The organism is Pseudomonas sp. Sample_10, from assembly GCF_004321495.1.
Lineage (GTDB): Bacteria > Pseudomonadota > Gammaproteobacteria > Pseudomonadales > Pseudomonadaceae > Aquipseudomonas.
In genome coordinates this window covers 1-18633 of record NZ_RCOE01000031.1, presented here as the reverse complement: position 1 = coordinate 18633, position 18633 = coordinate 1, and the positions used below count along the sequence as shown (strand labels likewise).

The window sequence follows — 18633 nt, the reverse complement described above, 5'->3', positions numbered from 1 at the left end:
TATGGTCCGGAACACAATCACCCCAGTGCAGATCGCCAGGGCATTGCGCGCAGCCAAGGAGCGGCACTGATGTCCAGTCTGGCAGATGCAATTGTCCAGAGTGATCTGGATATCGCCCCCCTGTTGTTGCCCGCGCAAGTGCTGCGCAACGACGCACAAGCCATCAAGGCCGCCCACGAACTGGCGCAGATAGCACGCCTGCACGCGGCCAAACGTGACCAGCAGCGCAAGTTGCCCTGGTCGGAAATCGAACAATTCACCCGCAGCGGGCTGGGCAGCATTGGTATCCCGCGGGAGTACGGTGGCCCGCAAGTTTCGTTCGTCACCCTGGCCGAGGTTTTCGCGATCATTTCTGCGGCGGACCCGGCCCTCGGACAGATTCCACAGAACCAGTTCGGCATCCTGAACCTGGTGTTGGGCAGCGCCACTGAAGCGCAGAAAAAACAGCTGTTCAAAAGCGTGCTCGAGGGCTGGCGCATCGGCAATGCCGGGCCGGAGCGAGGCAGCAAGAACACGCTGGACCTCAAGGCGCGCATCACCGCCGATGGCGATGGCTTTGTCCTCAATGGGCAAAAGTTTTACTCCACCGGCGCGCTGTTCGCGCACTGGGTTGCGGTCAAGGCCCTGAACGACGATGGCAGGCAGGTACTGGCCTTCGTCCGTCGCGGCACACCGGGATTGCGCATCGTCGATGACTGGTCCGGTTTCGGCCAGCGCACCACCGCCAGCGGTACGGTTTTGCTCAACAACGTACGGGTCGACGCCGAACTGGTAGTGGACAACTGGAAGATCAATGACAAGCCCAATACTCAGGGCGCCGTCTCGCAATTGATCCAGGCAGCCATTGATGCCGGAATCGCCCGGGGTGCCATCGACGATGCCATCGAGTTCGTGAAAACCCGCTCCCGGCCATGGATCGATGCCAACGTCGACAGGGCCAGTGATGACCTCTATGTGATCGCCGACATCGGCAAACTGAAAATCGAGTTGCACGCTGCCGAAGCCCTGCTGCGCAAGGCCGGACACGTGCTTGATCAGGTCAACGCTGCGCCGCTCACCGCCGAGTCAGCCGCCCGCGCTTCGATTGCCGTGGCCGAAGCCAAGGTGCTGACCACCGAGATCTCACTGTTGGCCAGCGAAAAGCTTTTCGAACTGGCCGGCAGCCGCGCGACCCTCGCCGAATTCAACCTCGACCGCCACTGGCGCAACGCCCGCGTGCACACCCTGCACGACCCGGTGCGCTGGAAGTATCACGCAGTCGGTGCCTATCACCTGAACGGCACGTTGCCGGCTCGCCACTCCTGGATCTGACGACCAGACATCTGGAGAAACACATGACAAGTTCTCATCACGTCGCGGTCCTGACCAGCGATGAGCAAGCCCTGATTGTCGCCAGCGACCTGGCCGACGATTTCAAGCGCGATAGCGCCCTGCGTGACCGCGAGCGTCGACTGCCGCACCCGGAGCTGGAAGTGTTTTCCCGTTCCGGCCTGTGGGGCATCAGCGTGCCGAAAGAGTACGGCGGCGCTGGCGTTTCCAACGTCACCCTGGCCAAGATCATCGCGCTGATTGCGCAGGCTGACGGCTCGCTCGGGCAAATTCCGCAGAACCATTTCTATGCCCTTGAAGTGTTGCGCGTAAACGGCAACGAAGAGCAGAAAAAACGCCTTTACGCCGAAGTGCTGGCCGGTCAGCGCTTCGGCAATGCGCTCGCCGAGCTCGGCACCAAAACCGCTCACGACCGCGTCACCCGCCTCACCCCTGATGTGCAGGGAGCGCGCAAGGGCTATCGCATAAACGGTCGCAAGTTCTACGCCACCGGTGCGATATACGCCCAACGCATCCCGACCTCGGTGATCGATGAAAACGGCGTGCAGCAATTGGCCTTCGTCCCAAGCAACAGCAAAGGCTTGACCGTCATCGACGACTGGAGCGGCTTCGGCCAGCGCACCACCGGTAGCGGCTCGGTGGTGTTCGAAGATGTCTTCGTCGCCGCCGAAGACGTCATCCCGTTTCAAAGCGCGTTCGAGCGCCCGACACCGGTCGGCCCGTTGGCGCAAATTCTCCATGCGGCCATCGACACCGGCATCGCCCGCGCCGCCTACGAAGATGCCCTGCACTTCGTGCGCACCAAGACCCGCCCGTGGATCGACGCCACCCACGAAAAAGCCACCGACGACCCACTGACCCTCAAGAGCTTCGGCCACTTGAGCATTCGTTTGCACGCCACCGAAGCGCTGCTGGAGCGCGCCGGTGAGTTCCTCGACAAGGCCCAGGCCGACACCAACGCCGAAACCGTCGCCGCTGCATCGATTGCCGTCGCCGAAGTTCGGGCCATCAGCAGCGAAATTTCCCTGGCCGCCGGCAGCACCCTGTTCGAATTGGCCGGCAGCCAGGCAACCCTGATGGAACACGGTCTGGATCGCCACTGGCGCAACGCTCGGGTGCATACCCTGCACGACCCGGTTCGCTGGAAGTATCACGCGGTGGGCAATTACTACCTCAACGATGAAAACCCGCCACTGCGGGGGACCATCTGATGGCCAAGAAAAAGATCCTGCTCAATGCGTTCAACATGAACTGCATCGGGCACATCAACCATGGTCTGTGGACGCATCCCCGGGACACCTCGACCCGGTACAAAACCATCGGCTACTGGACCGAACTGGCGCAGCTGCTCGAGCGCGGGTTGTTCGACGGCTTGTTTATCGCCGACATCGTCGGGGTCTACGACGTCTACCAGAATTCGGTGGACGTTCCACTCAAGGAATCGATCCAGCTGCCGGTCAATGACCCGCTGCTGCTGGTCTCGGCCATGGCTGCGGTGACCAAAAACCTCGGCTTCGGCCTCACCGCCAACCTCACTTACGAGCCGCCGTATCTGTTCGCCCGACGCATGTCGACGCTGGATCATCTGAGCCGTGGCCGGGTGGGCTGGAACATCGTCACCGGTTACCTCGACAGCGCCGCCAAAGCCATGGGCCTTAGCGAACAGGTCGAGCACGACCGCCGTTACGACCAGGCCGACGAGTACCTGGAGGTGCTCTACAAACTCTGGGAAGGCAGCTGGGAAAACGCTGCGGTGCTGAACGATCCACGGCAACGCATCTACGCGCAACCGGACAAAGTGCACAAGGTCGAGCACAAGGGCGAGTTCTATCAGGTCGAGGGATATCACCTGTGCGAACCCTCGCCACAACGCACGCCGGTGTTGTTCCAGGCCGGCAGTTCCGATCGTGGTTTGCTGTTCGCCGGCCGACACGCCGAGTGCGTGTTCATCAGCGGCCAGACCAAGGCGTCGACCAAGGTGCAAGTGGACAAAGTTCGCGCCAGCGCTGTCGACGCCGGGCGCAATCGCGAAGACATCAAGGTGTTCATGGGCCTGAATGTGATCGTCGGCGAAACCGAAGAACTGGCCTGGACCAAGCACGCCGAATACCTGAGCTACGCCAGTGCCGAGGCCGGGGTGGCGCATTTCTCGGCCTCTACCGGGATCGATTTTTCCGAGTACGCCATTGACGAACCGATCCAGTACGTCAAAAGCAACGCGATCCAGTCAGCGACCAAAAACCTGCAGAACAATGACTGGACCCGACGCAAAACGTTGCAACAGCACGCCCTCGGCGGGCGCTACATCACCGTGGTCGGCTCGCCGCAGCAAGTGGCGGATGAACTGGAATCGTGGATCGCCGAAACCGGCCTCGACGGCTTCAACCTGACGCGGATCGTCACGCCGGAAAGCTATGTGGACTTCATCGAACTGGTGATTCCCGAGTTGCAACGACGTGGCTCGTACAAGACCGCTTATGACGATGGCAGCCTGCGGGAAAAGCTGTTTCGCGAAGGGGCGCATTTGCCTGAGCAACATACCGGCTCTCACTACCGACACTAACCCGATCGTTCCCACGCTCCGCGTGGGAATGCAGCCAGTGACGCTCCGCGTCACAACCGCAGGGACGCGGAGCGTCCCGAGAGGCATTCCCACGCAGAGCGTGGGAACGATCGCACTGACTGGAAAAAACATCATGACCAAGAAGCTCTTCTCTCACCCAGTCAAAGCACTGGCCCTGGCCCTCGGCCTGTTCAGCTCTGCGGTTTTCGCCGCCGACGCTCCATTGAAAATCGGCACCACCGCCGCCTTCGCCATTCCTCTGGAAGCGGCGGTCGAAGAAGCCGGCAAGCACGGCCTGAAAGTCGAGCTGGTGGAGTTCACCGACTGGATCGCACCCAACGTCAGCCTCGCTGCCGGCGACATCGACGTGAACTACTTCCAGCACATCCCGTTCCTGGAAAACGCCAAGGCTGCCTCCGGTTTCGACCTGGTGCCGTTCGCGCCGGGAATCATCAACAACGTCGGTCTCTACTCGAAAAAATACAAAAGCTTCGACGAGCTGCCGCAAGGCGCCAGCGTCGCCATCGCCAACGATCCGATCAACAGCGGTCGTGGTTTACAGTTGCTGGCCAAGGCTGGCCTGATCACCCTCAAACCCGGTGTCGGCTACAAGGCCACCGAAGAAGACATCATCGCCAACCCGAAGCAAATCAAGATTCTCCAGGTTGAAGCCGTGCAACTGGTGCGTGCCTACGACGACGCCGATCTGGTCCAGGGTTACCCGGCCTACATTCGATTGTCGAAGACCTTCGATGCCGGTTCTGCCCTGCTGTTCGACGGCCTCGATCACAAGGAATACGTGATTCAATTCGTGATCCAGCCGAAGAGCAAAACCGACCCGCGCCTGATCAAGTTCGTCGACATCTATCAGCATTCGCCAGCCGTTCGCGCCGCTCTGGATAAAGCCCATGGCAAGCTCTATCAAGCCGGTTGGGAGAGTTGAGCATGACGGCTGCCACGCAACGGCGACTGGAAACTCCAGCGCCTCACAAAGCACAACAGACCGAGTTGCACCCAGCGCTCAATAGCGCTCACGTGCGCTTCATCGGCCTGGGTAAAACCTACGACGGCAAACAAGGTCCGGTGGCCGCGCTGCACGGCATCGACCTGGCGATCCAGCACGGTGAAGTGTTCGGCATTATCGGTCGCAGCGGCGCCGGCAAGTCGTCGTTGATCCGCACCATCAATCGCCTTGAGCAACCGAGCTCGGGCCGGGTGCTGATCGATCAGATCGACATCGGCGAGTTCGATGAGGACCGCCTCGTAGCGCTGCGCCGGCGCATTGGCATGATCTTCCAGCACTTCAATCTGATGTCGGCCAAGACGGTTTGGCAGAACGTCGAACTGCCCCTGAAAGTCGCCGGTGTCGCCAAGGAAAAACGCGAGCAAAAGGTCCGCGAGCTGCTGGAATTGGTGGGCCTGCAAAGCAAGCACAAAGCATACCCGGCGCAGTTGTCCGGCGGTCAGAAACAGCGTGTCGGTATCGCCCGCGCGCTGGTGCACGACCCGGCGATTCTGCTGTGTGACGAGGCCACTTCCGCACTGGACCCGGAGACCACGCAGTCGATCCTCGGCCTGTTGCGCGAGATCAATCAACGCCTGGGGCTGACCATCATTTTGATCACCCATGAAATGGCGGTGATCCGCGAGATCTGCGATCGCGTCGTCGTCCTCGAACATGGCCGGATCGTTGAACAAGGCCCGGTGTGGGAAGTGTTCGGCAATCCGCAGCACGAAGTCAGCAAGACCTTGCTCGCGCCGTTGCAACATGTCCTGCCGCCGGAGCTGCAAAGCCGTTTGCAGCCTCAACCGCGGTCTGCCGAAGACGCTGTGGTACTGCGCCTGCAATTTACCGGAGCGGCCCAGGCTGAACCGGACCTGGCCGCGCTGTTCGCCGCTCTCGGTGGACGCGTGCGTCTGTTGCAGGGTGGCGTGGAACGGATTCAGGGACACGCGCTTGGGCAACTGCTACTGGCAGTGACCGGATCATCCCACGCTGCCGAAGAACTGCAGCAACGCGCCGGCCGTTGGGCGCAACAGGTGGAGGTATTGGGTTATGTGGTTTGATCGCTTGCTGCAAGGCTTCATCGACACGTTTCTGATGGTCGGAGTGTCATCGCTGATCGCCCTGCTGGCGGGTATTCCGCTGGCGGTGATCCTGGTCACCAGTTCCAAGGGCGGCATCTACGAAGCCCCGGCGCTTAATCGCGCATTGGGCGCTTTCGTCAACCTGTTCCGCTCAATCCCGTTCCTGATTTTGATGGTCGCGCTGATCCCCTTCACCCGCCTGATCGTCGGCACCACCTACGGCGTCTGGGCGGCTGTGGTGCCGCTGACCATCGCCGCGACACCGTTCTTTGCGCGTATTGCCGAGGTCAGTCTGCGTGAAGTCGACCATGGCTTGATCGAAGCGGCGCAAGCCATGGGTTGCCGGCGCGAGCACATCGTCTGGCACGTGCTGTTGCCGGAAGCGCTACCGGGGATTGTCGGTGGATTCACCATCACCCTGGTGACCATGATCAATTCGTCGGCCATGGCCGGGGCGATCGGTGCGGGCGGCCTGGGTGACATCGCCTATCGGTATGGCTACCAGCGCTTTGACAGCCAGATCATGTTGACGGTGATTGTGTTGCTGGTGGCGTTGGTGGCGGTGATTCAGTTGGGCGGGGATCGGTTGGCGCGGGGGCTCAACAAGCGCTGAGTAGGCTGGGGGATGGAGGCGCTTTTGTGGCGAGGGAGCTTGCTCCCGCTCGATTGCGCAGCAATCGCAAAAACTGACACCCGCATGTTTCTGATACACCTCTTTGAATGGTCTGGGGGCTTCTTCGCAGCCCAGCGGGAGCAAGCTCCCTCGCCACAAAGCGTGTTTGTCCTGCATAACAGCTTCCTGGCCAAGAGGGATTACTGGACGCAGAAGGGAAGTTTTCCCACAGAGAAATCGGCAATTCCGAAGGCCCGATTCCTTTCCTTTGCAGGACATTTCCTAGATCATTTCGCTCGCTTGCGCCTGGCAAATTCGCTGGCTAGTCTCGGTTCGTCACTGCTCATCAGTGAACGGGTTTAGTCGCCCGGTTCCTCTAGGCGTACAGCGTCACCTCTTTCAGGTGTTTTTTATTGCCTGAATTTTATGGTGGCTGTGCGCAGGGCACCTTCGGGTGCGCCGGTATTCCTAGAGGCCGGTCGACTAACCTGCGTGCAGCCGCCACCCCTGTTCGTTTAGTCGCGATATCGGTTACCCATGTAGGCGCTGCCGTAGGTTGCGATCTTTTGAAGCGCGAAAGCGCTTATAGTCGGCACAACTCCTTTACCTGCGCAGCCGACCATGAAACAAACCCCCGACGACCTCAAGCAGATCACCGCCACCACTCTGGGCCATTACAACTCGGTCGCTGAGAACTTTCGTGAGGGGACACGCGATCACGATGTCAGCCAGAACATCGATGCGCTGTTACGGCACATTCAAGGCACGGCGCCATTCGACATTCTCGATTTTGGCTGCGGTCCCGGTCGTGATTTGCAGACGTTTACGCGCATGGGCCATCGGGCCGTCGGACTGGACGGTTCGGAAAGGTTCGCGCAAATGGCCCGTGACGACAGTGGCTGCGAAGTCTGGCAACAGGACTTCCTGAAGCTCGACTTGCCGGCCGAGCGTTTCGACGGGATTTTTGCCAACGCGGTGTTGTTTCATGTTCCGCGACAGGAACTGCCGCGGGTGTTGAAACAGTTGTGGGGAACGTTGAAACCGGGAGGGGTGTTGTTCAGTTCCAATCCTCGTGGCGAAAATCAGGAAGGCTGGAACGGGCCACGGTATGGGGCGTATCACGATCTTGCGGCCTGGCAACAGCTGCTGACCGAGGCGGGCTTTGTCGAGCTGGAGCATTACTACCGGCCGGCGGGGCTGCCGCGCGAGCAGCAGCCCTGGCTGGCGAGTGTCTGGCGGCGCGTCGACTGATCGTTCCCACGCTCTGCGTTGGAATGCAGCCAGTGACGCTCTGCGTCATGCCGCAGGGACGCGGAGCGTCCCGAGAGGCGTTCCCACGCAGAGCGTGGGAACGATCACTGCGCGGCGTCTTTCTTCGGCTCGCGAATCTTGTACCAGGCCACATACAGTGCCGGCAAAAACAGCAGCGTCAGCAAGGTAGCAACGATGATCCCGCCGATCATTGCGTAGGCCATCGGTCCCCAGAACACTTCCCGGGCAATCGGGATCATGCCCAGGCTCGCCGCCGCGGCGGTGAGCAAAATCGGGCGCCGCCGGTGTTCGGTAGCTTCCACCACGGCATCCCATGGTGAAGAACCGTCGGCGATGAACGTGTCGATCTGGGTTACCAGGATCACCGAGTTGCGGATGATGATGCCGATCAGCGCCAGGATGCCGAGTATCGCCACAAAGCCCATTGGCGTTCCGGTCGGCACCAGCGCCAACACCACGCCGATCAAGCCCAGCGGCGCGACGCTGGCTACCAGGAACATCTTCTGCACGCTGTGCAGCTGAATCATCAGAAAGGTGGCCATCAGGAATATCATCAACGGCACGACTTTGTTGATCGGCCCCTGGGCCTTGGCACTCTCCTCCACCGTACCGCCCGTGGCGACCTTGTACCCCGCAGGCAATGCGGCGGCGTACTTGTCGATGTCCGGTTTGAGCAGCTTGACCAGATCGGTTGGCTGAATATCACCGATCACTGCGGTCTTGATGGTGATTGTCGGTTTGCGGTCGCGACGCCACACAAGCGGTTGCTCCAGTTCGTAACGCACCGAGGCAAACGCGAGCAGGGGAATCGAGGTGCCGCCCGGCGTGAGAATTTGCAGGTTCTGCAGGGTTTCCGGCGAGCCCCGTTCTGCATCCACGGCGCGGCCGACCACATTGATCAGGTAGATATCGTCGTCGACCTGCGTCACCGTCGAGCCAGTGACGATGCTGTTCATCAGGTTCGCCACGTCTTCGGAAGACAAGCCGAGCTGGCGAGCCTTGTCTTGGGCGATATCGATGCGCAGCACCTTGCCAGGCTCGTTCCAGTCGAAAATGATTTCGCCGATGTGCGGGTTCTTGTCCAGCTGGCTGGCCAGATCGATGGCGTGCTTGCGCACCTGGTCGATGTCCGGGCCGCTGACGCGGTACTGGATCGGCCGCCCCACAGGCGGGCCTAACTCCAGCGCCTGGACGAAACTGCCGATACCCACGAAATCATTGCGCAGACGTTCACGCAGCCGATCGCTGAGGGCGGCGCGCGTCTCGAAGTCTTTGGCGACGATCACCAGTTGCGCGTAATACGGGTTCTGCAGTTGCTGGTCGAGGGGCAGATAAAAACGAATCGCACCCTGGCCGACGTAACTACTCCAGCGCACGATATCCGGGTCACCCTTGAGCGTCGCCTCGAGCTTGTCCACGGCCTTGCGGGTTTCATCGATCGAGGCGTTTTGTGGCAGGTTCAGATCCACGAGGATTTCCGGGCGATCCGAGGCCGGAAAGAATTGGTTCTGTACAAACTGCATACCCACAACCGACAGCGCGAACAGCAGCACCGTGATGCCGATCGCCCACCACCGGTTGCGCATGCACCACAACAGACCGCCGTTGAATGCCCGCCCCAGTCGACCGGGCTCCGCCGCGTGCGGCTTCACATTGGCACTGAGGATGTGCACGCCGATGACCGGCGCAAACAGCACCGCGACCACCCACGAAACCATCATCGCGACGGCAATTACCGCGAACAGGGTAAAGGTGTATTCGCCGGCCGAGCTGCCATTCAAACCAATGGGGACGAAACCGGCGACGGTCACCAGCGTGCCGGTGAGCATCGGGAACGCGGTCGAGGTGTAGGCAAAAGTCGCAGCCTGTTCCTTGGACTCGCCCAGCTCCAGACGCGAGACCATCATCTCGACCGTGATCATTGCGTCATCCACCAGCAGGCCCAGCGCGATGATCAACGCACCGAGGGAAATCCGCTGCATGGTGATTCCGCTGTACTCCATGAACACGAACACCATGGCCAATACCAGCGGGATCGAGCAAGCCACCACCAAGCCAGCACGCAAGCCGAGGCTGATGAAGCTGACCACCAAGACGATCACTACGGCTTCAAACAACGCACTGGTGAAGCCGCCAACTGCGGCTTCTACCACAACAGACTGATCGGACACGTTGTGCACACCGACACCCATCGGCAGGTTGGCAGTGAGCTCATTAATACGCTGATGCAGGGCCTTGCCGAATTCCTGGATGTTGCCCCCGGTCTGCATGGCTATGGCCAGACCGATAGCCTGTTGGCCATTGAAGCGGAATTCCGGCGTCGAGGGGTCGACGTAGCCTCGGCGGATATCGGCTATATCGGCCAGACGATAAAAGCGATCATTGAGTCGCAGATTGACGTTGGCCAGATCCTTCTCGGAAATGAACTGCCCTGACGTGCGTACGGAAATCCGCTCGGGTCCCGCCTCGATCACCCCGGCCGGGGTCACGGCGTTTTGCGTTTGCAGACTTTGCACAACCTGTTGCTCATCGATACCCAGCGCCGCCAGTTTGCGGGTCGAGAAGTTCAGGTACAGGACTTCGTCCTGCTGGCCAATCATCTCGATCTTGCCCAAGCCCGGTACGCCGCGGATATCGGCACGGGCCTGTTCGACGTAGTCGCGCAATTGGCGCAATGTCAGACCGTCGGCGGTAAAGGCATAGATCGAACCGAACACGTCACCGAATTCATCGTTGAACGACGGTCCCTGAATGCCTTGTGGAAACGAATAACGGATGTCGCCGATCTTCTTGCGCACCTGGTACCAGATTTCCGGAATGTCCTTGGCCTTGGTCGTGTCGCGCAAGTAAACGTAGACCGTGGACTCACCCGGTCGGGTATAGCTTTTCACGTAGTCGAGCGAGTCGAGTTCTTCGAGTTTTTTCTCGATGCGGTCAGTGACCTGCTTGAGGGTTTCCTCCTGGGTCGCACCTGGCCAGCGGGTCTGGATAACCATGGTCTTGATCGTGAAGGAAGGGTCTTCCTCGCGCCCCAGGTTCAGGTATGAAAACACGCCCATCAGCAATGCGACGAACATCAGATACCAGACAAACGACTGATGTTTGAGCGCCCATTCGGATAAGTTGAAACTCCCTTTCATTGTGGGCTGCCCTCATCTACTTTCACTTTTTGCCCCGGTTTGAGGCTGTTGACTCCCGCACTGACAATCCGCTCGCCGGACTTCACGCCGCTGGCGACTACGACGGTGCGGTCCGTGCGGCTGATGATGCTGACATCCCTGGGAGAAACGGTTTGCGCCTGGGCATCGATTACCCAGATGCGCGACTTGCCTTCGACTTCCTGCAACGCGCTCAGAGGCAATTCGATCTGCGGCTTGATCGCCGAAATCAATGTCACGCTGATCGCCGTGCCCAGGCGAAATCCGCTGGGTGTTTCGGAAAGGGTCAGGCGCGCGCGTCGGGTACGGGTTGCACTTTGTGCCTGGGGCTCGATTTCCCGCACGATAGCCGTGGTGTTGATCTCCGGGCTCAATTGCGAAGCAACCTGGAACACCACGTCTTCGGGTAACTGATCGACCAGGGTGTCCGGCAGATCGATCACCGCCTCCTTGATGTCCGGTCGCGCCAGGGTAACCACTTGCTGGCCAGCGGTGACCACTTGTCCGGCTTCGGCCATCCACGCGGTGACGACCGCTTTGTGATCGGCACGCAATTCAACGTAGTTGAGTTGATCCTTGGCCTGGCTGACCGCTGCCTGAGCCTGGTCCAGCGAGGCCTGGGTGGTCTTCAGGTCAGTCAGTGCAGCGTCGAGTTGCGCCTGGGAACCCACGCCTTGATCGAACAGGCTCTGCTGTCGCCGGGCGGTGGCCTGGGCGTTGATCAGATTCGCCCGGATGCTCGCCAGGTCGCCCTCTGCCGAGCGCAATTGGTTCTGCTGATCCGTAGGGTCCAGCGAGGCAAGCAACGCCCCCTTGTCGACCTCCGCGCCGACATCGACGCTACGGCTCGCGATGCGTCCCGGTACACGGAAACCGACATTGCTCTCATAGCGGGCCTGGATGCTCCCCGCGAATCGGCCAAGGTTTTGTTCACCCAGTGCCTCGACCTTGATCGACAACACCGGTCGAACCGGCTCCGCTGGCGCTTCTTTTTCCGAACAGGCCACCAGCATCACACTGGTCAGTACCAGTAACAGATGCTTCATGGTTGACTCTCCGCGGCCAATTCCTTGTAGGTGTCTTCAGCGATTTCCACCGTCACGCCGGGATGCAGCAACTGGCCACCGGCAACGACGACTTTTTCACCTCCTTTGAGGCCCTCGCTGATGATGACTTTACCGGTCAGATAGCGGCCGACGGTGACGGTATGCAACTGCGCCTTGCCGTCGCCGTCTACCAGCCATACCGCGGGCTCGCTGATTTTTTTGGTCAGCGCCGACCACGGCAACTCCACCGCGGACTTGCCCCGGGTATTGGCTGTGGCACTCACCACCGAACCCAGTTGCATGCCGGGCGGCAAGCTGTCGAGGGTGACTTTGACTTGCACAGTGCCAGTCTGCTCCGAGACCGCCGGGGTGATCTCGCGGACTGTACCGGTGGTTTTGATCGCCGGATTGTCGAGCAGGCTGACCACCACACCCTTGTCTGATGGTGGTTCGGCCAGCAGCGATTCATAGACGTTGAACACCGCATCGCGCGCACCGTCCTGGGCCAGGCTGAAGATCGGCACGGTGGCCTGAACCACCTGCCCGACCTCTGCCTGGCGCGCAGTGATCACGCCCGGTGCATCCGACATCAACGCGGTGTAACTCAGCTGCTCACGGGCATTGGCCAACTGCGCCTGGGCCGCCGCGAGTGAGCTTTGGCTACTGCGCAATGCCGCCTGCGCAGAGTCGTACTCGCTTTGGCTGGTATAACCCTTGGGCAACAGTTTTTGCTGGCGCACGAAAGACGCGGCGTTCTGTTTGACCTTGGCCTGCTCGGCCACCACTTGAGCCTGTGCCGAGTCGAGACTGGTTTGCAGGTCCTTTGGATCGAGCCGGGCAAGGACCTGCCTGGCCGCGATCCGGTCACCCACATCAACCGTACGCTGGATGATCTTTCCACTCACGCGAAAAGACAGCTCGGTCTGCACCCGAGCCTGCACATCGCCGGTCAAGGTGATGTTGGCAGCGTAATCGGTGAGTTTGACTTCCTGAACGAAAACCCGTGGCCGAGCCTTCTCGAGCGGTTTCTCTTGGTCGCAGGCACTGAGCAAAACCAGGAGGCTCAGGCCAAGCGCTAATCTCAATCCGGGACCAGCCATGCAGACTCCTTTGCGTTTAACGGGCGCGATTCGTTTGTCAGCTTAGAACAGGGATTAACCTTCGCCTACGCAAATTCAGCTTTTCCTCTTGTACGAGCTGCTGCGGGCTGCGATCTTTTGATCCTGATCAACTCAAAGGCAAGAGATCGTAGCTGCGGCAGCGCCTGCAGGGTCGGCCAATAGGGACATTTTCCATGCTCAACACCCTCGCGGTGGCCAATTACCGCTCGATCAACAAACTGGTGATCCCACTGGGTCGCTTGAACCTGATCACCGGGCCAAACGGCAGCGGCAAATCGAACCTCTACCGCGCGCTGCGCTTGCTGGCGGAAACCGCTCAGGGTGGCGTGGTCAATGCGCTGGCCCGTGAGGGTGGGCTGGGCTCGACCTTCTGGGCGGGACCGCAAACCATCTCCCGGCGTATGCGAAATGGCGAGGTGCCGGTCGAGGCCGGCGTGCGACAGGGCGCCAAACGCCTGCGCTTGGGATTCACCAGTGAGGACTTCGGTTACTCGATCAGTCTCGGCCTTCCTGAATCCAACGGCCACTTCATGCTTCCAGGGCACGACACGCCCATCCCTTCACGGTTCAGCCTCGATCCGCAGATCAAGCGCGAATGCATCTGGAACGGGGCGTTCTATCGTCCGGCAAGTCTGTTGGTGGATCGCGACGGCCCGATGATCCGCAGTCGGGCCGATCGTCAATGGGATGTACTGGCACAGCACACCCCGAATTTCGACAGTCTTTTTGATCAGGTCGGCAGCTTGCGCACCTCGCCGGAAGTTCTGGAACTGCGCGAATTCATCCGCCGCTGGCGCTTCTACGATCACTTTCGCAGTGACGTCGACGCACCGGTGCGCCAACCGCAATTGGGCACCCGTACGCCGGTTTTGCACCACGACGGCCGCGACCTGGCGGCGGCGTTGCAGACCATTATCGAAATCGGCGACCCCGAGGCATTGCGCGACGCGATCAGCGATGCATTTCCCGGTGCACGATTGCACATCGAACCGCTCGCCGGTGGCCGCTTCGCCATCGAGTTTTATCAGGAAGGATTGTTGCGCCCGCTGTCCGCCGCCGAACTGTCCGACGGCACATTGCGCTATCTGCTGCTGGTGGCGGCGCTGCTGACGCCACGCCCGCCGACGCTGATGGTGTTGAACGAACCGGAAACCAGCCTGCATCCGGATCTGTTGCCGGCATTGGCGCGGTTGATTATCCGCGCCTCCGAGCAGTGTCAGGTGTGGGTAGTGTCCCATGCACGGCGGCTGATCTCTGCATTGCAGCAGGACCCGGAATGCAACTGCATCGTACTGGAGAAAACCCTTGGTCAGACCGGGATTGTCGGGCAGCGGATGCTGGACGAACCGGCGTGGTATTGGCCGGATTGAAATTTTTCAGGTTCTCTCAGGTTTGCCGAATAATTTTGCGTTTGGCTACCAGCTTATTCACTGGGTTACCGTCATGTCCGCGTTTGATCCCACGAGTACGGGAAAGTGGATACACAGCACCTGGAGCGGGCAGCGAAGCTGAGGGAAAAAATGATTCCATCTCCATCGCATTGGATCTCGTTGATACCGATGCTACCAATGGATTCACCGCCATCGATTTTTCAGCCAGACTTTTCAAAGCCGGCAATATCGCTGGATTACGCGCCGCCCAATAAGATCCAGCTCTGCTCACAACTGAAACAGCCGTAGCCCCAAGCGTGGAGTAGGCCAGCGGTGCAAGAATGGCAGAGGTCGGATTGATGGCTGCAACGACCGCGCTCCCTATACCGAGAACGCCCCCAACGACGCCAAATGATCCCGCAGAGACGACAGCAATGGCGCCCGCTGATTGTCTCAGGGGTAGTCGATATATGGCGCCGTTCACCAGTGTATCCATTCCAACCTGAAACGGAATGCCGGGTCTGAGCGTTATAACAGAATTGAAAAGAGTCCCAAGGCTGCTGAGGATTCTGGCGATAGCGGTTAACCGCCCCGTTGGATCACTGAAATTCACCGGATCCCCCAGGCAATACGCATACGGATTCAGCCCGCCCCGCCCAAACGGACTCAGACTGTCCGGGCTGTTGAAGCGCATCAGCACCGGATTGAATGCACGATGACCATTGCCCAGCAAATAGTGGCCGGTGACCGGGTCGCCCCTTTCGCCATTGAAACCCAGAAGACTGCCGAGACCGCTTTCGACCCGGCGATGGCCGTAGGGCGAATAGACCTGCCGTAGAGGTGGATGGGTGAGTTGCTGAATGGATCGTTGGTAATCAGTCACCAGCAATCGACTCGCAACATCATCATGATCGCGACGTTGCTCCGCCAGCAGTCGCGATTCTGTTTGAAACACACTCTGGCTGGTGCAGCCGTGCAATTCCGTCACCAAATGTTGGTGACGATACAATCGCTGCATTTTTTCTTTCCCCAATGGCTCCAGCCCGATCAGCAGATCCAGTGCGTCGTAGCCATAGCGGCACAAATATGTGGTCATCGTCAGCACCTCCGTCCAATGATCGTAGCTTGTAACGGCCGGAGGATTCGGGACAGCTGGCAAAACTAGTAGTAATCGAGGAAAAGTGTTTGGCCTGTTTGCCGAGGCGGCGTAAGACGGCTATTTTCCTTTACGCCGTAGGAAGGATCTATTTTTCGATTTGCCCCTCCAAGGACGGACCGTTATTGGCCAGACTCCCTGGCCGAACACTCACAAGGAAGAGAACATGGCAGATGCAAAAGTGCTTGAACCCATGAATCCGCAGGACATCGTAAAGTTATTGGTCGCGTTGCGCAGGGCGTTGCTGGCCAGCACTGCTTGATTTTCAAACACAAAAAAACGCCGACGCTAGCGCTAGCCGTCGGCGTTGGAAACCTTGAAGGGTTTACCTCGCGAATCAGAACGCCGGCAGTACCGCGCCGCTGTACTTCTTCTCGATGAATGCTTTCACTTCCGGGCTGGTCAGGGCTTTGGCCAGTTTCTGGATAGCGGCGCTGTCCTTGTTGTCCTCACGGGCCACCAGGAAGTTCACGTAAGGCGAATCAGCACCTTCGATCACCAGGGCGTCCTTGGTAGGGTTCAACTTGGCTTCCAGCGCGTAGTTGGTGTTGATCATGTCCAGATCAACTTCCTTCAGAACCCGTGGCAACAGGGCCGATTCAAGTTCCTTGAACTTGAAGTTGTGCGGGTTCTTGGCGATATCTTTCGGGGTCGCCAGGGCGTTTTTCGGATCCTTGAGTTCGATCAGACCGGCTTTCTGCAGCAGGATCAACGCACGACCGCTGTTGCTGCCTTCGTTCGGGATAGCGATGGTCGCGCCGTCAGGCAGTTCGGCCAGGGTTTTGTATTTGCTCGAGTAGCCACCGAACGGTTCAACGTGCACACCTTGCACGGTGACCAGGTACTTGGCTTTGTCATCCTTGTATTTGCCGGCGTTGAAGCTGTCCAGATAAGGTTTGGTCTGGAAGTAGTTGGCATCCAGGCGCTTTTCGCCAACTTGCACGTTCGGCTGTACGTAGTCGGTGAAGACTTTGATTTCCAGGTCTACGCCTTCTTTGGCGAGGGTTGGCTTGATCAGCTCAAGGATTTCGGCGTGTGGCACCGGGGTCGCGGCAACCACCAGTTTCTCGCCAGCCTGGGCCAGGCCCGCGGTCAGGGCAGCCGCCAGTGCGGTGAACAACAGAACCTTTTTCATGCAGTGTCCTTATCGAATATCACAGTCGCTTGTGGCGACGGCTATCAGTACGTGTGCCAGTGAAGTGCTATCGCTGGCGTGAAGCGGACAATACCGGGATTTTTTATTCCCGAACAATAACCTTTATTCAGCTTCATATTCCATTTTGTTCATACAGCTCTAGCCCGCGCATTCCCTTGGTTGCGAGACTGCTCGCGAGGGTCGCCAAACGATAACGCAGGGCTCCTGAGACTCTGCGGCGTTCTCGGGTTACAGGAGGCCGGCCTGCTTAAGTATTTGTTTCAGGGCGGCTTTTTCAGACGCGGAGCCCTTGTCGAGTATCTGCTGGAGTTGCCGTTCAATCTGCGCCAGCCCTTCATCCGGCAAATTCAAATGCTCCGGCAAAATCTCGTCGCCGGTACTCACCAACAACGCAAAGTGAATGACATTTTCCAGTTCGCGGGTGTTGCCCGGCCAACTGTGTCGCTCCAGCACGTGTTGCGCGGTTTCGCTGATCAGTGGCACCGGCAGATCGAGGCGTTGGCTGTAGATACCCAGGAAGTATTCGGCCAACGACAGAATGTCGCCGACCCGCTCGCGCAAGGCTGGCAGTTCGAGCTGCCCCTCGCTGAGGTAGTGATAGAGCCGCTCATGGAATTTCCCGGCGGCAACCGCCTGGGCCAGATCGATGCTGGTGGCCGCTACCAGACGCACATCTACCGGGCTCGGCTGCTGGGCACCAACGCGTGTCACTTCGTGGTTTTCCAGCGCGGCGAGCAGTTTGATCTGGATCGGCAGCGGCAAGTCGCCGATTTCGTCCAGGTACAGCGTGCCGCCGTTGGCCGAACCAAACCATCCCGCGCGACTGCTCGCCGAACCGCTGTAGCTGCCTGCGGCATAGCCAAACAATTCAGCATCGGCGTAGGTCGGGCTGATCGCGCCGCAATTGACCGACACAAACAATCCGCCACGATCGCTGGCGCGATGGATGTGCCGCGCCAACAATTCTTTACCGCTTCCCGTTTCGCCACGGATCAGCACCGAGGTCGAGCGCGGCGCCAGTTGTTCCAGCTCCTGGCGCAATTGCCGGGAGCGCGGATCGACGAACACCAACGCCTTGGCGCGAATGCTCAGGGGACTTTTTTCAGCATCGGGAAAGGTCAGCAGCGGCTGACCGAAGGTTTCAAAGCTCATGGCAGACTCCCGCCCAAAACCGCCGGGAGACGGGGGCGTTAACTAAGGAAAGTGTTCAAGCGCGGCGCAGGGCGTGTTGTTCCATGCGGTTCTGCAGGCGATAGAGATAGGCAAATCCCTGCTCCCAACGCTGATGTCCGGACTTGACGTTGATGTGACCGGCACCTGCGAGGATGCCCGCTTCGGCTCCCCAATTGCGCGCCAGCTCCAACGCTCGCGATGCACTGACGGCACTGTCGTTATCGGAACTGACGACCTGGCTGGGAAATGGCAGCAGGTCAGTCGGAATCGGTGCGAAATTACGCAGGGCCGGCGCACAGGCCGGACGCTCGACGTCTGCCGGTGCGACCAGCAAGGCGCCGCGCACCTGCCGCAAGAACTGCACGGGCGCCGTCGCAGCCCAATGGGCGACGGTGATGCATCCCAGGCTGTGGGCAATCAGAATGACCGGAGTGCTGTCAGCCGCGATCGCCTCAGCCAAGGCCGCTACCCAGTCTTCGCGGCGCGGTGTCAACCAGTCGGCCTGTTCGACCCGTGCGCTGTTCGGCAAACTTTTCTGCCAATGGCTTTGCCAATGATCTTCTGGCGATCCTTGCCAGCCCGGCACAA

Annotated in this window: 15 protein-coding genes; 8 read left to right on the top strand and 7 right to left on the bottom strand. The window is 59.7% G+C overall.

Features of this window, described 5'->3' with window-relative positions; all coding sequences use genetic code 11:
- The first annotated feature begins 69 nt into the window (after positions 1 to 69).
- From D8U18_RS02130 to D8U18_RS02095, 7 genes are all read left to right on the top strand, one after another.
- Complete coding sequence (locus D8U18_RS02130) at positions 70 to 1311, top strand: SfnB family sulfur acquisition oxidoreductase (RefSeq protein ID WP_056852087.1); 1242 nt, start codon at positions 70 to 72, stop codon at positions 1309 to 1311.
- A gap of 23 nt (positions 1312 to 1334) precedes the next feature.
- The gene (locus D8U18_RS02125; protein ID WP_131106910.1) at positions 1335 to 2540 is read left to right on the top strand and encodes an SfnB family sulfur acquisition oxidoreductase; all 1206 of its coding nucleotides are present in this window, start codon (positions 1335 to 1337) and stop codon (positions 2538 to 2540) included.
- Positions 2540 to 3892, top strand: a complete 1353-nt coding sequence (locus tag D8U18_RS02120; protein WP_131106909.1) for an LLM class flavin-dependent oxidoreductase — start codon at positions 2540 to 2542, stop codon at positions 3890 to 3892. Before D8U18_RS02125 ends, D8U18_RS02120 begins: the two co-directional genes overlap by 1 nt.
- A gap of 133 nt (positions 3893 to 4025) precedes the next feature.
- Positions 4026 to 4835, top strand: coding sequence for a MetQ/NlpA family ABC transporter substrate-binding protein (locus D8U18_RS02115; RefSeq protein ID WP_056852084.1), 810 nt, complete (start codon positions 4026 to 4028; stop codon positions 4833 to 4835).
- A 2-nt stretch (positions 4836 to 4837) separates the two neighbouring features.
- Positions 4838 to 5959 (top strand): ATP-binding cassette domain-containing protein, encoded by a 1122-nt coding sequence (locus D8U18_RS02110; RefSeq protein WP_131106908.1) that lies wholly within the window; start codon positions 4838 to 4840, stop codon positions 5957 to 5959.
- A complete protein-coding gene (locus D8U18_RS02105) occupies positions 5949 to 6593 on the top strand; it encodes a methionine ABC transporter permease (RefSeq protein ID WP_020795820.1) in 645 nt (214 codons plus the stop codon). The genes D8U18_RS02110 and D8U18_RS02105 overlap by 11 nt, the downstream gene beginning before the upstream one ends.
- A 621-nt stretch (positions 6594 to 7214) precedes the next feature.
- Positions 7215 to 7844, top strand: coding sequence for a class I SAM-dependent methyltransferase (locus D8U18_RS02095; protein ID WP_056852082.1), 630 nt, complete (start codon positions 7215 to 7217; stop codon positions 7842 to 7844).
- Between the two features lie 104 nt (positions 7845 to 7948).
- On the opposite strand, the gene D8U18_RS02090 is transcribed toward D8U18_RS02095, so the two are convergent.
- The 3 genes from D8U18_RS02090 to D8U18_RS02080 are packed head-to-tail and all read right to left on the bottom strand — an operon-like array spanning position 7949 to position 13169.
- Complete coding sequence (locus D8U18_RS02090) at positions 7949 to 11005, bottom strand: efflux RND transporter permease subunit (protein ID WP_056852081.1); 3057 nt, start codon at positions 11003 to 11005, stop codon at positions 7949 to 7951.
- Positions 11002 to 12069: an efflux RND transporter periplasmic adaptor subunit gene (locus D8U18_RS02085; RefSeq protein ID WP_131106906.1), complete on the bottom strand. Its 1068-nt coding sequence runs from the start codon at positions 12067 to 12069 to the stop codon at positions 11002 to 11004. Before D8U18_RS02085 ends, D8U18_RS02090 begins: the two co-directional genes overlap by 4 nt.
- Positions 12066 to 13169, bottom strand: coding sequence for an efflux RND transporter periplasmic adaptor subunit (locus D8U18_RS02080; RefSeq protein ID WP_131106905.1), 1104 nt, complete (start codon positions 13167 to 13169; stop codon positions 12066 to 12068). The genes D8U18_RS02085 and D8U18_RS02080 overlap by 4 nt, the downstream gene beginning before the upstream one ends.
- A gap of 194 nt (positions 13170 to 13363) precedes the next feature.
- Here D8U18_RS02080 and D8U18_RS02075 point away from each other — a divergent pair, with 194 nt between their 5' ends.
- The gene (locus D8U18_RS02075) at positions 13364 to 14560 is read left to right on the top strand and encodes an AAA family ATPase (protein WP_130930796.1); all 1197 of its coding nucleotides are present in this window, start codon (positions 13364 to 13366) and stop codon (positions 14558 to 14560) included.
- A gap of 16 nt (positions 14561 to 14576) precedes the next feature.
- Here the strand turns inward: D8U18_RS02075 and D8U18_RS02070 are convergent, their stop codons facing one another.
- The 4 genes from D8U18_RS02070 to D8U18_RS02055 form a co-directional block, all read right to left on the bottom strand.
- Positions 14577 to 15656, bottom strand: coding sequence for an RHS repeat-associated core domain-containing protein (locus D8U18_RS02070; RefSeq protein ID WP_131106904.1), 1080 nt, complete (start codon positions 15654 to 15656; stop codon positions 14577 to 14579).
- A 397-nt stretch (positions 15657 to 16053) separates the two neighbouring features.
- Positions 16054 to 16851: a MetQ/NlpA family ABC transporter substrate-binding protein gene (locus tag D8U18_RS02065; protein ID WP_056852077.1), complete on the bottom strand. Its 798-nt coding sequence runs from the start codon at positions 16849 to 16851 to the stop codon at positions 16054 to 16056.
- A gap of 249 nt (positions 16852 to 17100) precedes the next feature.
- Positions 17101 to 18024, bottom strand: a complete 924-nt coding sequence (locus tag D8U18_RS02060) for a sigma 54-interacting transcriptional regulator (RefSeq protein ID WP_131106903.1) — start codon at positions 18022 to 18024, stop codon at positions 17101 to 17103.
- A gap of 55 nt (positions 18025 to 18079) precedes the next feature.
- Entirely contained in the window at positions 18080 to 18631 is a 552-nt protein-coding gene (locus D8U18_RS02055; protein WP_241664276.1) for an alpha/beta hydrolase, read from the bottom strand.
- Positions 18632 to 18633 lie beyond the last annotated feature (2 nt).

Bases quoted from the DNA above. Each gene is read 5' to 3' on its own strand.
- D8U18_RS02130 (WP_056852087.1), top strand. From the start codon at position 70: ATGTCCAGTCTGGCAGATGCAATTGTCCAGAGTGATCTGGATATCGCC.
- D8U18_RS02125 (WP_131106910.1), top strand. From the start codon at position 1,335: ATGACAAGTTCTCATCACGTCGCGGTCCTGACCAGCGATGAGCAAGCC.
- D8U18_RS02120 (WP_131106909.1), top strand. From the start codon at position 2,540: ATGGCCAAGAAAAAGATCCTGCTCAATGCGTTCAACATGAACTGCATC.
- D8U18_RS02115 (WP_056852084.1), top strand. From the start codon at position 4,026: ATGACCAAGAAGCTCTTCTCTCACCCAGTCAAAGCACTGGCCCTGGCC.
- D8U18_RS02110 (WP_131106908.1), top strand. From the start codon at position 4,838: ATGACGGCTGCCACGCAACGGCGACTGGAAACTCCAGCGCCTCACAAA.
- D8U18_RS02105 (WP_020795820.1), top strand. From the start codon at position 5,949: ATGTGGTTTGATCGCTTGCTGCAAGGCTTCATCGACACGTTTCTGATG.
- D8U18_RS02095 (WP_056852082.1), top strand. From the start codon at position 7,215: ATGAAACAAACCCCCGACGACCTCAAGCAGATCACCGCCACCACTCTG.
- D8U18_RS02090 (WP_056852081.1), bottom strand. From the start codon at position 11,005: ATGAAAGGGAGTTTCAACTTATCCGAATGGGCGCTCAAACATCAGTCG.
- D8U18_RS02085 (WP_131106906.1), bottom strand. From the start codon at position 12,069: ATGAAGCATCTGTTACTGGTACTGACCAGTGTGATGCTGGTGGCCTGT.
- D8U18_RS02080 (WP_131106905.1), bottom strand. From the start codon at position 13,169: ATGGCTGGTCCCGGATTGAGATTAGCGCTTGGCCTGAGCCTCCTGGTT.
- D8U18_RS02075 (WP_130930796.1), top strand. From the start codon at position 13,364: ATGCTCAACACCCTCGCGGTGGCCAATTACCGCTCGATCAACAAACTG.
- D8U18_RS02070 (WP_131106904.1), bottom strand. From the start codon at position 15,656: ATGACCACATATTTGTGCCGCTATGGCTACGACGCACTGGATCTGCTG.
- D8U18_RS02065 (WP_056852077.1), bottom strand. From the start codon at position 16,851: ATGAAAAAGGTTCTGTTGTTCACCGCACTGGCGGCTGCCCTGACCGCG.
- D8U18_RS02060 (WP_131106903.1), bottom strand. From the start codon at position 18,024: ATGAGCTTTGAAACCTTCGGTCAGCCGCTGCTGACCTTTCCCGATGCT.